Here is a 13,571-nt window from a genome sequence, read left to right on the forward strand (position 1 = left end):
CTTAGTTCTTTCTGAGTTTGCCGAGCAGCTGCTGCGCCACCATCGCCACCTGCCGCGAGCCGTGCGGCACGAGGAAGATGACGAGGAACAGCAGCACGCCGAACACCGCGCCGGACAGGCCCTTCGAAATGCCTTCGGCGATGTTGGGAACGAAGATGATGAAGGCCGCGCCGACGAACGATCCGGGCAGCCAGCCGACGCCGCCGACGACCATGCCGAGGAACAGCGAGATCGCGAGCACGATCGTGTAGCTGTCGGGTGCCACGAACTGCACGGCGATGGCGCCGAGGCCGCCGGCGACGCCGGTGATGCCGGCGCTGACGCCGAACGCCAGCGTCTTGTAGGTCGCGACGTCGATGCCCATGGCGGATGCCGCGATCTCGTTGTCGCGGATCGCCATGAAAGCCCGCCCCGACCGCGAGCGCAGGAGGTTCACCGAGAACACGTAGATCGCGATCGTGATCGCCAGTGTGAAGTAGTACAGCCACATGTCCTGCGACATCGGCAGGCCGAACGGCGCGTCCGGCTTGGTGACGACGAGGCCCTGCACGCCGCCGGTCCATTCCTCGAAGAAGCCGAGCTTGAGGATCTGCGGCATCGCGGTGGCGAGCGCGAAGGTGGCGAGCGCGAGATACACGCCCGAGAGCCGCAGCGCCGGCTGGCCGAACAGGAAGCCGGCGCCGAAGCAGATCACGCCGGCGACCGGCAGGGTCAGCGCGTAGTTGACATTGTACTGCTCCATCAGGATCGCCGACGTATAGGCTCCGATGGCGTAGAAGGCGCTGTTGCCGAGCGAGAACTGGCCGGATCCGCCGGTCAGGATGTTCAGCGCCAGCACGGCCAGCCCGTAGATCAGCAGCATCGTCATCTGGAAGATGATGAAGTTCTTGACGAACAGCGGCACCACCAGGAGCAGCAGCACGACCACGAAGGTGGTGCCGGAGCTCAGGGTCATGGCCCGCTTCGGAACGGCCTCGACCGCGGGCGCCTGGGATGTGATGTCCTCGATTGCGCTCATGATCAGACTCGCTTCACGATGTTGCGGCCGAACAGGCCGGCGGGCTTGATGACCAGGACGGAGATGATGAGGGCCAGCGCGATCGGCAGCTTCATCTCGTTGCCGACATGCGGGATGTAGGTTCCGGCGAGATTTTCGAAGATGCCGACCAGGAAGCCGCCGAGCACCGCGCCGAACGGGCTGGTCAGGCCGCCGAGCACGGCGGCGGCGAACCCGTAGATCAGCACGCCGCCCATCATGTTCGGCTCGAGGAAGACCACCGGCGCGATCAGCATGCCGGCGATCGAGCCGATCGCCGCCGCCATGCCCCAGCCGAGCGCGATCATCCACGACGTGTTGATGCCGACCAGCCGCGCCGACTCGGGCACCGCCGCCGCCGCACGCATCGCAAGCCCGACCCTGGTGTACTGGAAGAAGAAGTACAGGCCGATCAGCAGCAGCAAGGTGATGCCGATCATGCCGGCCTGGTGCGTCGAGATCAGCTGGCTGCCCAGGAACGGCGACGATCCGAACGGCGTCGGATACTGCTTGATGGTGAAGTCCCAGGTCAGTCCGGCAAAGGAGTTGATGATCGAGTACAGCGCGATGAAGCCGGCGACCTGGGTCAGGATCGGTGCCTTGGTAAGCGGCTTGAACAGCACGCGCTCGATCGCGATGCCGCCGGCAAAGGACAAGGCCAGCGTCGCCACGAAGGCGACCCAGTAGGGCAGGCCCCATTGCATCAGCTGCCAGGAGATGAATGTCGAGAACATCGCCATCTCGCCTTGCGCGAAGTTGAGATGGTCGATCGCCTGGTAGATCATCACGACCGCGAGCGCCATGCAGGCGTAGATCGCGCCAGTCGCAATGCCGGCCAGGACCTGGTTGGTGAACAGCTCCATTGTCCCGCCTCCGTTAGTAGCCCAAATAGGATTTGCGGACGTTCTCGTCGTTCGCGATGTCCGAGGCCGCGCCGGACATGACGATGCGGCCGGTCTCGATCACATAGGCCTGATCGGCGAGCTCCAGCGCGAGCTGCGCGTTCTGCTCGACGACGAGGATCGAGACCTTTTCCTCGCGGTTGATCTTGCCGAGGATGCCGAAGAGGTCGCGGACCACCAGCGGCGCGAGGCCGAACGACGGCTCGTCGAGCAGCATCAACCTGGGACGCAGCATCAGCGCCCGCGCCACGGCCAGCATCTGCTGCTCGCCGCCGGACAGGGTGCCGGCCTGCTGCGTATGACGCTCCTTCAGCTTGGGGAAGTAGGAATACATCCGCTCGATGTCGGCGACGATGCCCGCCTTGTCGGAGCGGGTGATGGCACCGAGCTGCAGGTTTTCTTCCACCGTCATGTTGGTGAAGGTGCCGCGACCCTGCGGCACATGGGCGATGCCGAAGCGCACGATGCTCTCGGTCGATTTGTTGTTGAGCGGCTTGCCCTCGAACTCGATCGCACCGGTCGAGCGCACCATGTTGCAGATCGCGCGCAGGGTGGTGGTCTTGCCGGCGCCATTGGCGCCGAGCAGGGTCGTCAGCGAGCCTTCGTTGAGAGAGAAGGAGAGGCCGTGCAGGGCCTGGACCTGGCCGTAATAGGCGCGCAGGTCCTTGACGTTGAGCAGCGCCGTCATTGATCCTTGCTCCCGAGATAGGCCTTGATGACGTCGGGATCGGCCTGCACCTGCGCGGGCGTGCCCTCGGCGAGCTTGCGGCCGAAATTCAGCGCCACCACGTGGTCGGCGATCGACATCACCAGTCCCATGTGATGCTCGACCAGCAGCACGGTGATGTGGCGGTCGTCGCGGATACGGCGGATCAGGTCGCCGAGCACATAGACTTCCTCGTGATTGAGGCCGCCGGCGGGCTCGTCAAGCAGCAGGATCTTCGGGTCAGCGGCGAGCGCGCGCGCCAGCTCGACGCGCTTCTGGGTGCCGAACGGCAGCCCGGACACGGTCTTGTGCGCGACCTCCTCGAGGTTGAGATAGGCGAGAATCTCGTGAACCTTGGTATTCACCGAAGTCTCGCTGCGGCGGATCCAGGCGAGACGAAGCGAATCGGAGATGATGTCGCTCGAGGTCCGCGCATGCGTGCCGACGCGGACGTTGTCGAGCACCGACAGGTTCGGGAACAGCGCCACGTTCTGGAAGGTGCGGCCGATGCCGATCTCGGCGATGCGGTGTGGCGGCCGCTTCAGGATGCTGTGGCCTTCCATCAGGATGTCGCCGGAGCTCGGCTGGTAGAGCCGGCTGAGGCAGTTGAATAGCGTGGTCTTGCCGGCGCCGTTCGGGCCGATGAGGCCGAGGATCTGGCCCTGGCGCATGTCGAACGAGACGCCGTTCAGCGCCACGATGCCGCCGAACACGACGCTGACGTCGCGGACGGCGAGCAGCGGATCGTTGGTCTGGGCGAGTTGTGCCTGCGTCATCTCGTCTCGCCCCTCCCGAAATCGTTCAGGTCAGGACGCGGCGCCAGCCGACCGCGATGATGCAGGCTATCTGATACCCTCGGCAACACGGGCAACTTTTCCTCCTGGCTTCGGCTTTTTATTGAGTTCTTTGTGAGACGAATTGTTCGCATGAACATTCGTCTGATTAGTTTGCGGCGCAAGTCCGCCAAGCGCTGCTTCGATTTTCCTTACCATCGCCACGAGACGAGGTCCAATGTCGGTGAGCAGGCGCTCTTCCGTGAAGCGGAATGCAGGCGCGCCGCAATTGATCGCGTAAGGACCCGTTCCATCGTTGAGCCTCAACGCCGCGCCGACGGCGTGAACGTCATCCTGCCATTCGCCGGCCGAGATCGTGAAGCCGTACTTGGCGACGGTTTCGCCGGCGCGCTCGATCCCGTCACGGATCTTGGGCCAGCGGTTGCCGTAATGCTCGCGCATCTCGCGCATCAGCACGGCGCGTTCCTCTTCGGGCAGCGCCCAGAGATAGGCCCGGCCCATCGCGGTGGTCGCAATCGGAATGCGCGAGCCCACGTCGAGCTCGACGTTGACGACGCCGTGCCGGCTCTGGCCGATATAGATCATGCTGAGCCGGTCGCGGCCGCCGATTGCCACCGCACCGCCGGTCTCGCGCATCAGCTGCTCGCGGAACGGCTCGGAGAGCTGGCGCACGCCGAGATTGGCGAGCGCGGCGTAGCCGAGCAGCAGCGCTGACGGCGCCAGCTGATATTTCTCGAAGCGGGGAACGGGCGTGAGATAGCCGAGCTTGGTCAGCGTGTAGGTCAGGCGCGACACGGTCGGCTTGGGCAGGTTGGTGCGCGCCGCGATCTCCTGGTTGCCCAGCAGGCCGTCATTGGGCCGGAAAGCCCTGAGCACCTCGAGGCCGCGCGACAGCGCAACGACGAAGTTGCGATCGGTCGCAGCTTTTTTCCCTGGGCGTTTCATGTCATCGGCTGTTGATTGATGAGCCTCGTTGACAACGCTCGTGCTTCAAAATAACCCTGGCTGTCAAGATGTGGAATTAGATTTCGCACTGCGGAATTGATGTCCGGCAGCGGGTAGACGCAAGCAAGGCTGAACCTCTGCGCAAATGAAGAGCCAAGAAGGGGTCGGAACGTTAACCGGCCGCAAAGAAACGACATCCCAAGGAGCTTACGCGTGAGCGAAGTGGCAAAGCTTGATCGTCATGACATCATCGGCATCGTCACCATCGACAGTCCGCCCGTCAATGCGCTGAGTGCCGCAGTTCGCGGCGGCATCCTGGACAACGTCAAGGCGGCGATCGACGATCCCGCAATCAAGGCCATCGTGCTGACCTGCGGCGGACGCACCTTCATTGCCGGCGCCGATATCACCGAGTTCGGCAAGCCGCCGAAGCCGCCGGCGCTCAACGACGTGCTGAGCACGATCGAGAACAGCCCCAAGCCGGTCATCGCGGCGATTCATGGAACGGCGCTGGGCGGTGGTCTCGAAGTGGCGCTCGCCTGTCATTATCGTGTCGCCACCAAGGAAGCGAAGCTCGGACTGCCCGAGGTGAAGCTCGGCCTGCTGCCGGGCGCGGGCGGAACGCAGCGCCTGCCGCGCGCGGTGGGGCCGGAGCTCGCGGTCAAGATGATCGTCGCCGGTGATCCGATCGGCGCAGCCGAAGCGCTGAAGGCGGGCCTGATCGAGGAGATCGTCGAGGGGCCGGCATCGGGCGGCGAAGCCTTCGCGCGCAAGGTGGTGGCGGAGAACCGTCCGCTGCGCAAGCTGCGCGACGATGACTCCAAGATCGCCGCGGCCAAGGCCGATCGCTCGATCTTCACCAATGCGGTCGCTGCGATCACCAAGAAGTCGCGCGGGCTGGAGGCGCCGTTCGCGGCGGCCGATGCGGTCGGCTATGCGATCGATCTGCCGTTCGACGAGGGCTTGAAGCGGGAGCGCGAGGGCTTCCTCAAGCTGCTCACCAGCGACCAGTCCAAGGCGCAGCGCTACGCGTTCTTCGCCGAGCGCGAGGCGGCCAAGATTGCCGGCGTGCCCGAGGGCACGAAGGGCCGCAAGGTCGAGCGCGTCGCCATCATCGGCGCCGGCACCATGGGCGGCGGCATCGCGATGTCGTTCGCCAATGCCGGCATCCCGGTCACCCTGATCGAGACCGCCGAGGAGCAGCTCAACCGCGGCATGGGCATCATGCAGAAGAACTGGGAGGCGACCGCCGCGCGCGGCGGCATTCCGGCGGACGCCCCGGCCAAGCGCATGGCGCTGATCGACGGCAAGGTCGGTCTCGAGAACGTCAAGGACGCCGACCTCGTCATCGAGGCGGTGTTCGAGACCATGGCCGTGAAGAAGGAAGTGTTCGGCAAGCTCGATCAATATGCCAAGCCGGGCGCGGTGCTGGCCTCGAACACTTCGTATCTGAACATCGACGCAATCGCCGCCGAGACCAGCCGTCCGCAGGACGTGCTCGGCATGCATTTCTTCTCGCCGGCCAACGTCATGAAGCTGTGCGAGATCGTGCGCGCGGAGAAGACCGCGCCGGATGCGCTCGTCACCGCCGTGTCGATCGCCCGCAAGATCGCCAAGGTGCCGGCCGTGGTCGGCGTCTGCGACGGCTTCGTCGGCAACCGCATGCTGGCGCAGCGTGGCAAGCAGGCCGAGAAGCTGTTGTTCGAAGGCGCGCTGCCGCAGCAGGTCGATGCCGTCGTCACCAAGTTCGGCATGCCGATGGGCCCGTTCGCGATGGGCGATCTCGCCGGCCTCGACATCGGCTGGCGCTCGCGCAAGGACCGCGGCATCAAGAGCGAGATCGCGGATGCGCTGTGCGAAGCCGGCCGCTTCGGCCAGAAGACCGGCAAGGGCTACTACAAATACGAGGCCGGCTCGCGTGCGCCGCTGCCGGATCCCGATGTCGAGAAGTTGATCGACGAGACGCTCGCCAAGCTCGGCCTCAAGCGCCGCGCGGTCAGCGACGAGGAGATCCTCGAGCGCATGATGTATCCGATGATCAACGAGGGCGCGAAGATCCTCGCCGAGGGCATCGCCGCGCGTCCGTCCGACATCGACGTTGTCTGGCTCTACGGCTATGGCTGGCCGATCTATCGCGGCGGCCCGATGTACTGGGCCGACAGCGTCGGCCTGAAGCACATTGCCGAGCGGCTGGCGTTCTATGCCAAGGAGACCAATGACCCGTCGCTGGAGCCAGCGCCGCTGCTGAAGAAGCTCGCCGACGAAGGCAAGACCTTCGCCTCGCTGGCGCAGGGGAAGGCCGCTTGAGGCGGCCCAACTATCACTCTGCGCCCGGCTGCGCTCCCCTCCCACTTGCGGGGAGGGGTTGGGGGTCCACACGGGCAGTCTCGCCCGGGGCCACCCCCCTCCCTGACCCTCCCCCACAAGGGGGGAGGGAACGGAGACAGCGGGGCCGTCTTACGCCAACGGACATTGAGCTCGCATGACCCATCCTGGCGAACAGTTCTATCCCGAAGGCGTCCGCTGGGACGCGCCGATCGCGCGTGGCACCTTGCCGGATCTGCTGGCAAAGGCGGTCAGTGACTTCGGCGATGGCGACGCGCTGGAATTCCGCGACCGCCCCATCACTTTCAAGCAACTCGCGGCGCTCGTCGACCAGGCCGCCGCCGCGTTCCTGCGCGCCGGCTTCGGCAAGGGCGCGTCGATCGCGCTGTTCCTCGGCAATACGCCGGATCATCCGATCAACTTCTTCGGCGCGCTCAAGGCCGGCGCCCGCGTGGTGCACCTGTCGCCGCTCGATGGCGAGATCGCGTTGTCGCACAAGCTCAGCGATTCCGGCGCGCGCATTCTCGTCACGTCGAACCTATCAGCGCTGCTGCCGACCGCGCTGAAGTTCCTCGCCAAGGGACTGATCGATCGCCTGATCGTCTGCGAGGATGATGATTGGGGCAAAGTCGGCACGCCGCAGACGGCGCTGCCGGACAATCCCGCGGTGATCACGCACCGCGCCTTCGTCGAAGGCGCCGTTGCGCCTATGGCGTGGCCTTCGATCTCGCCAGACGACATCGCCCTGCTGCAATATACCGGCGGCACCACCGGCCTGCCCAAGGGTGCGATGCTGACCCATGGCAATCTCACCTCCGCGGTGTCGATCGCCGAAGTCTGGGGCCGCGCGACGCGTGCAAACGGTAACGGCTCCGACCGCGTGATCTGCGTCTTGCCGCTGTTCCACATCTATGCACTGACGGTGGTGCTGCTGACCTCGCTGCGCCTCGGCAGCCTGATCTCGCTGCACCAGCGCTTCGATCTCGACGCCGTGATGCGCGACATCGAGGTCAAGCGCGCGACCTATTTTCCCGGCGTGCCGACGATGTGGATCGCGATCGCCAACCTGCCCGATCTCGACAAGCGTGATCTGTCGTCGCTGACCAGCGTCGGCTCCGGCGGCGCGCCGCTGCCGGTCGAGGTCGCGCGCATCCTGGAGCGACGCGTCGGCATGAAGCTGAAGAGCGGCTGGGGCATGACCGAGACCTGCTCGCCCGGCACCGCCCATCCCAAGGGTGGCCCGGACAAGCCCGGCTCGATCGGGATCACGCTGCCCGGCATCGAGATGGACGTCGTGTCGCTCGAGGATCCCGCAAAGGTGCTCGGCGTGAACGAGGTCGGCGAGATCCGGATCAAGGGGCCGAACGTCACCAAGGGCTATTGGAACCGGCCGGAGGAAACGGCGCAGTCGTTCGTCGGCGATCATTTCCTGACCGGCGACATCGGCTATGTCGACGCCGACGGCTTCTACTTCCTGGTCGACCGCAAGAAGGACATGATCATTTCCGGCGGCTTCAACGTCTATCCGCAGATGATCGAGCAGGCGATCTACACCCATCCGGCGGTGCAGGAGGTCATCGTGATCGGTATTCCCGACGCCTATCGCGGCGAGGCGGCCAAGGCCTTCATCAAGCTGCGCGACGGCTTTGCGCCGTTCCCGGTCGAGGATCTCCGCGCCTTCCTCACCGGCAAGCTCGGCAAGCACGAGCTGCCGGCGGCGGTCGAGTACGTCGACGAGCTGCCGCGCACGCCGGTCGGCAAGCTGTCGCGTCACGAACTGCGCCAGCAGAAATCACCCGCGTCTCAAATCAAACATCAGTGACAACAACAGGAGGTCGCCCATGACCGATGCCGTCATCGTTTCCACCGCCCGCACGCCGATCGGCAAGGCCTATCGCGGCGCGCTCAATGCCACCGGCGGCGCGACGCTGCTCGGCCACGCCATCGGCGAGGCGGTCAAGCGCGCCAAGGTCGATCCGGCAGAGATCGAGGATGTCGTGATGGGCGCGGCCTTGCAGCAGGGCTCGACCGGCGGCAACATCGCGCGCAAGGCGCTGCTGCGTGCCGGCCTGCCGGTGTCGGTCGGCGGCACCACGATCGACCGCCAATGCGCCTCCGGTCTGCAGGCGATTGCGCTCGCGGCGCGCTCGGTGATCTTCGACGGTGTCGAGATCGCAGTCGGCGGCGGCGGCGAATCGATCTCGCTGGTCCAGAACGACAAGATGAACAGCTTCCAGGCCACCGATCCGGCGCTGCTCGAGATCAAGGGCGACGTCTACATGCCGATGATCGACACCGCCGAGATCGTCGCCAAGCGCTACGGCATCTCCCGCGAACGGCAGGACGAATATGCGCTGGAGAGCCAGCGCCGCACCGCGGCCGCGCAGCAGGGCGGCAAGTTCAACGACGAACTGGCGCCGATCACCACCAAGATGGCGGTCACCGACAAGGCCACCGGCAATGTCTCGTTCAAGGACGTCACCTTGTCGCAGGACGAGGGGCCGCGTCCCGAGACGACCGCCGAAGGTCTTGCCGGCCTCAAGGCCGTGCGCGGCGACGGCTTCTCGATCACCGCGGGTAATGCCAGCCAGCTCTCCGACGGCGCCTCGGCCTGCGTCATCATGAGCGACGCCACTGCGGCGAAGCGCGGCCTGCAGCCGCTCGGCATCTTCCGCGGCTTCGTCGCGCATGGCTGCGAGCCCGACGAGATGGGCATCGGCCCGGTGTTCGCGGTGCCGCGCCTGCTCAAGCGCCACGGGCTGACCGTCGACGACATCGGCCTGTGGGAGCTCAACGAGGCGTTCGCCGTGCAGGTGCTGTACTGCCGCGACAAGCTCGGCATCGACCCCGACAAGATCAACGTCAATGGCGGCGCCATCGCGGTCGGCCATCCCTACGGCATGTCGGGCGCGCGGCTCACCGGCCACGCCCTGATCGAAGGCCGCCGCCGCAAGGCCAAGTACGCCGTCGTCACCATGTGCGTCGGCGGCGGCATGGGCGCCGCCGGCCTGTTCGAGGTGCTGCAGTAAACAACAGCCGTCATCCCGGGCGAGCGTCGCGCGGGATTTCAAACAGCTGTCGTCCCGGGCAAGCCCGCGCGCGCAACAGCGCTCGCGGGCGCAGACCCGGGACCCATACCGCGTGATGTTGCTTGGGGCACAATGGCAGTCGCCTGTGCCTCCAACGTTAGCCGGTGGTTATGGGTCGCTTGCGCCGCGTGCGCAATTGCGCACTAGGCAGGGACGACAGCGGAGCGAAACGAACCATTCGAGTACCTAAGGGAGCGATCCAATGGATCTTGCATTCACGAAGGAAGAGCAGGCGTTCCGCGAGGAAGTCCGGCAGTTCTTCAAGGACAACGTGCCGCCGGAGACACGGCGGAAGATGATCGAGGGCCGCCATCTGTCGAAGGACGAGATGGTGACCTGGTGGCGCATCCTCAACAAGAAGGGTTGGGGCGTCTCGCACTGGCCGACGGAATATGGCGGCACCGGCTGGACCTCGGTGCAGCACTACATCTTCAACGAGGAGCTGCAGGCCTATCCGGCGCCGCAGCCGCTCGCCTTCGGCGTCAGCATGGTCGGCCCGGTGATCTACACCTTCGGCAACGAGGCGCAGAAGAAGCAGTATCTGCCGCGCATCGCCAATGTCGACGACTGGTGGTGCCAGGGCTTCTCGGAGCCGGGCTCCGGCTCCGACCTGGCCTCGCTGAAGACCAAGGCCGAGCGCCGCGGCGACATGTGGATCATCAACGGCCAGAAGACCTGGACCACGCTGGCCCAGCACGCCGACATGATCTTCTGCCTGTGCCGCACCGATCCCTCCGCGAAGAAGCAGATGGGCATCTCCTTCATCGTCTTCAGCATGAAGTCGAAGGGCGTCACCGTGCGTCCGATCCAGACCATCGACGGCGGCCACGAGGTCAACGAGGTGTTCTTCGACGACGTCGAGGTACCCTATGAGAACCTGATCGGCGAGGAGAACAAGGGCTGGGACTACGCCAAGTTCCTGCTCGGCAATGAGCGCACCGGAATCGCCCGCGTCGGCGTCTCCAAGGAGCGCATCCGCCGCATCAAGGAGCTCGCCGCCAAGATCGAGTCCGGTGGCCGTCCGGTGCTGGAAGACCCGTCGTTCCGCGAGAAGCTCACCGCATGCGAGGTCGAGCTCAAGGCGCTCGAGCTGACCCAGCTGCGCGTCGTCGCCGACGAGGGCAAGCACGGCAAGGGCAAGCCCAATCCGGCGTCTTCGGTGCTGAAGATCAAGGGCTCGGAGATCCAGCAGACCACCACCGAGCTGCTGATGGAGGTGATCGGCCCGTTCGCCGCGCCCTACGACATCCATGGCGACGACGACAGCAACGAGACCATGGATTGGACCGCCCAGATCGCGCCGAGCTACTTCAACAACCGCAAGGTCTCGATCTACGGCGGCTCCAACGAGATCCAGCGCAACATCATCGCCAAGGCGGTGCTGGGGCTCTGACCTGTGAGCCGCGGCGCCTCGACAACGCACGCCGTCATGGCCGGGCTTGACCCGGCCATCCACGCGCAGCCCTGCCCGGGCACGACGTGGATGCCCGCGACAAGCGCGGGCATGACGGAGAATGGGGATACTGGAGAGTCAACCAATGGATTTTGATCTCACCGAGGAGCAGCGTCTCCTCAAGGACAGCATCGACGGCCTGCTGGCGGATGCCTATGATTTCGACAAGCGCAAGCTGTACATGAAGGAGAAGGGCGGCTGGAGCCGGACGATGTGGTCCAAGCTCGCCGAGCAGGGCCTGCTCGGTCTGCCGTTCTCCGAGGACGACGGCGGCTTCGGCGCCGGCGGCGTCGAGACCATGATCGTGATGGAGGCGATGGGCCGCGCGCTGGTGCTCGAGCCTTACCTCGCCACGGTCGTGCTTGCCGGCGGCTTCCTCCGCCATGGCGGATCGGCGGCGCAGAAGGCCGCGCATCTGCCAGGGATCATCGACGGCAGCAAGACGTTTGCGTTCGCGCAGCTCGAGAAGCAGTCGCGCTACGACCTGTTCGATGTCGCCACCTCCGCCAAGAAGAAGGGCGACGGCTGGGTCATCGACGGCGAGAAGTTCGTCGTGCTCAACGGCGAGAATGCCGACACCCTGATCGTCACCGCGCGCACCTCCGGTGGCCAGCGCGACAAGACGGGCATCGGCGTGTTCATCGTGCCGGCCGACGCGACGGGCGTCACCCGCAAGGGCTATCCGACCCAGGACGGCCTGCACGCGGCGGACATCACCTTCACCGGTGTGGAAGTGGGCGCCGACGCCGCGATCGGCGATCCTGCGAACGCCCTGCCGCTGATCGAGCGCGTCGTCGACGAGGCCCGCATCGCGCTATGCGCGGAAGCCGTCGGCCTGATGGACGAGTCGCTCAAGACCACGGTCGAGTACATCAAGACGCGCAAGCAGTTCGGCGTCGCGATCGGCTCGTTCCAGTCGCTGCAGCACCGCGCCTCCGACATGTTCGTCGCGTTGGAGCAGGCCCGCTCGATGTCGATGTTCGCCACCATGGCCGCCGACTTCGACGACGCCAAGGAGCGCGCCACCTCGATCGCCGCGGCCAAGGTGCAGATCGGCAAATCGGCCAAGTTCGTCGGCCAGCAGGCGATCCAGCTCCACGGCGGCATCGGCATGACCATGGAGGCCAAGATCGGCCACTACTTCAAGCGTCTGACGATGATCGAGATGACGCTCGGCGACACCGACTACCACATGCGCCGCGTCAGCGAGGCGGGTGGGGTGATCTAGGGCAATGCGCCGTTGCCGGGCTGGACCCGGCAACCCATCGCTCCTTGATGATGGATGCGCGGGTCAAGCCCGCGCATGACGAGCGTGAGAGCCTACGCCGGCTCGGTTGTTTTGAGCCGTCATTGCGAGCGTAGCGAAGCAATCCAGGGCGTCACGCGTCGCCCTGGATTGCTTCGTCGCTTCGCTCCTCGCAATGACTCGGAGGACGCAGAATATGATCCCCAATCCCTTCAACCTCTCCGGCCAGGTCGCCGTCATCACCGGCTCGAGCCGTGGCATCGGCCGTGCTTCTGCGGAGCTGCTGGCGCAGCTCGGCGCCAAGGTCGTGATCTCCAGCCGCAAGGCCGACGCCTGCGAGGAAGTGGCAAGCGGCATCCGCGCGAGCGGTGGCGAGGCCCGCGTCATCCCCTGCAACATCTCGCGCCGCGCCGAGGTCGATGCGCTGATCGACGGCGCCGTCAGCCAATACGGCCAGGTCGACATCCTCGTCTGCAATGCTGCGGTCAACCCGTATTACGGTCCGCTGCTTGACATCACCGACGAGGCCTTCGACAAGATCATGGCCTCCAACGTGAAGAGCAATCTCTGGCTCTGCGCCAAGGCGATCCCGCCGATGGCCGCGCGCGGCAAAGGCTCGGTCGTCATCGTCTCCTCGATCGGCGGCCTGCGCGGCTCGACCGTCATCGGCGCCTACGGCATCTCCAAGGCCGCCGACTTCGCGCTGTGCCGCAGCCTTGCCGGCGAATGGGGCCCGCAAGGCGTGCGCATCAACTGCGTCGCGCCGGGCCTGATCAAGACCGACTTCGCCCGCGCGCTGTGGGAGGACGAAGCCCGCCTGAAACAGCGCTGCGCGACGACCCCGCTCCGCCGCATCGGCGAGCCGCATGAGATCGCCGGCGCGGTGGCGTATCTGGCGTCGGATGCCTCGACCTTCATGACGGGGCAGACCATCGTGGTCGACGGCGGCGTCACGACGGCGGCGGTGTAAAAATCTCCCCACACGATAGCCGCACCCTCTCCCCTTGTGGGAGAGGGTGGTTGCGCGAAGCGCAACCGGGTGAGGGGTCTCTCTCCGCGTACTCAGAGCGCGCAT

Annotated in this window: 11 protein-coding genes; 6 read left to right on the forward strand and 5 right to left on the reverse strand. The window is 65.7% G+C overall.

The window, feature by feature from the left end:
• Position 1: 1 nt before the first annotated feature.
• The 5 genes from ACQR1F_RS16390 to ACQR1F_RS16410 form a co-directional block, all read right to left on the reverse strand.
• Positions 2-1,018 (reverse strand): branched-chain amino acid ABC transporter permease, encoded by a 1,017-nt coding sequence (locus ACQR1F_RS16390; protein WP_316238196.1) that lies wholly within the window; start codon positions 1,016-1,018, stop codon positions 2-4.
• Positions 1,019-1,020: 2 nt separating this feature from the next.
• Entirely contained in the window at positions 1,021-1,899 is an 879-nt protein-coding gene (locus ACQR1F_RS16395) for a branched-chain amino acid ABC transporter permease (protein WP_315805740.1), read from the reverse strand.
• Positions 1,900-1,912: 13 nt separating this feature from the next.
• The gene (locus ACQR1F_RS16400; protein WP_315805741.1) at positions 1,913-2,626 is read right to left on the reverse strand and encodes an ABC transporter ATP-binding protein; all 714 of its coding nucleotides are present in this window, start codon (positions 2,624-2,626) and stop codon (positions 1,913-1,915) included.
• Positions 2,623-3,420 carry an ABC transporter ATP-binding protein gene (locus ACQR1F_RS16405; RefSeq protein ID WP_434913463.1) on the reverse strand — a complete coding sequence of 266 codons (798 nt, stop codon included), beginning with the start codon at positions 3,418-3,420 and terminating at the stop codon, positions 2,623-2,625. The genes ACQR1F_RS16400 and ACQR1F_RS16405 overlap by 4 nt, the downstream gene beginning before the upstream one ends.
• A 66-nt stretch (positions 3,421-3,486) precedes the next feature.
• Positions 3,487-4,383 (reverse strand): IclR family transcriptional regulator, encoded by an 897-nt coding sequence (locus tag ACQR1F_RS16410; RefSeq protein ID WP_315805743.1) that lies wholly within the window; start codon positions 4,381-4,383, stop codon positions 3,487-3,489.
• Between the two features lie 213 nt (positions 4,384-4,596).
• On the opposite strand from ACQR1F_RS16410, the gene ACQR1F_RS16415 reads away from it, so the two are divergent.
• From ACQR1F_RS16415 to ACQR1F_RS16440, 6 genes are all read left to right on the forward strand, one after another.
• Complete coding sequence (locus ACQR1F_RS16415; RefSeq protein ID WP_434913464.1) at positions 4,597-6,690, forward strand: 3-hydroxyacyl-CoA dehydrogenase NAD-binding domain-containing protein; 2,094 nt, start codon at positions 4,597-4,599, stop codon at positions 6,688-6,690.
• A 175-nt stretch (positions 6,691-6,865) separates the two neighbouring features.
• The gene (gene pimA, locus ACQR1F_RS16420; protein ID WP_434913465.1) at positions 6,866-8,530 is read left to right on the forward strand and encodes a dicarboxylate--CoA ligase PimA; all 1,665 of its coding nucleotides are present in this window, start codon (positions 6,866-6,868) and stop codon (positions 8,528-8,530) included.
• A 19-nt stretch (positions 8,531-8,549) separates the two neighbouring features.
• The gene (locus tag ACQR1F_RS16425; protein WP_434913466.1) at positions 8,550-9,737 is read left to right on the forward strand and encodes an acetyl-CoA C-acyltransferase; all 1,188 of its coding nucleotides are present in this window, start codon (positions 8,550-8,552) and stop codon (positions 9,735-9,737) included.
• A 262-nt stretch (positions 9,738-9,999) separates the two neighbouring features.
• Positions 10,000-11,190 (forward strand): pimeloyl-CoA dehydrogenase large subunit, encoded by a 1,191-nt coding sequence (pimC, locus tag ACQR1F_RS16430; RefSeq protein ID WP_434913467.1) that lies wholly within the window; start codon positions 10,000-10,002, stop codon positions 11,188-11,190.
• Between the two features lie 145 nt (positions 11,191-11,335).
• A complete protein-coding gene (gene pimD / locus ACQR1F_RS16435; protein WP_434913468.1) occupies positions 11,336-12,478 on the forward strand; it encodes a pimeloyl-CoA dehydrogenase small subunit in 1,143 nt (380 codons plus the stop codon).
• Between the two features lie 214 nt (positions 12,479-12,692).
• Entirely contained in the window at positions 12,693-13,466 is a 774-nt protein-coding gene (locus tag ACQR1F_RS16440; RefSeq protein ID WP_315805749.1) for an SDR family NAD(P)-dependent oxidoreductase, read from the forward strand.
• Positions 13,467-13,571: the final 105 nt, after the last annotated feature.

This window comes from Bradyrhizobium sp. HKCCYLS3013 (genome assembly GCF_051167615.1).
Lineage (GTDB): Bacteria > Pseudomonadota > Alphaproteobacteria > Rhizobiales > Xanthobacteraceae > Bradyrhizobium.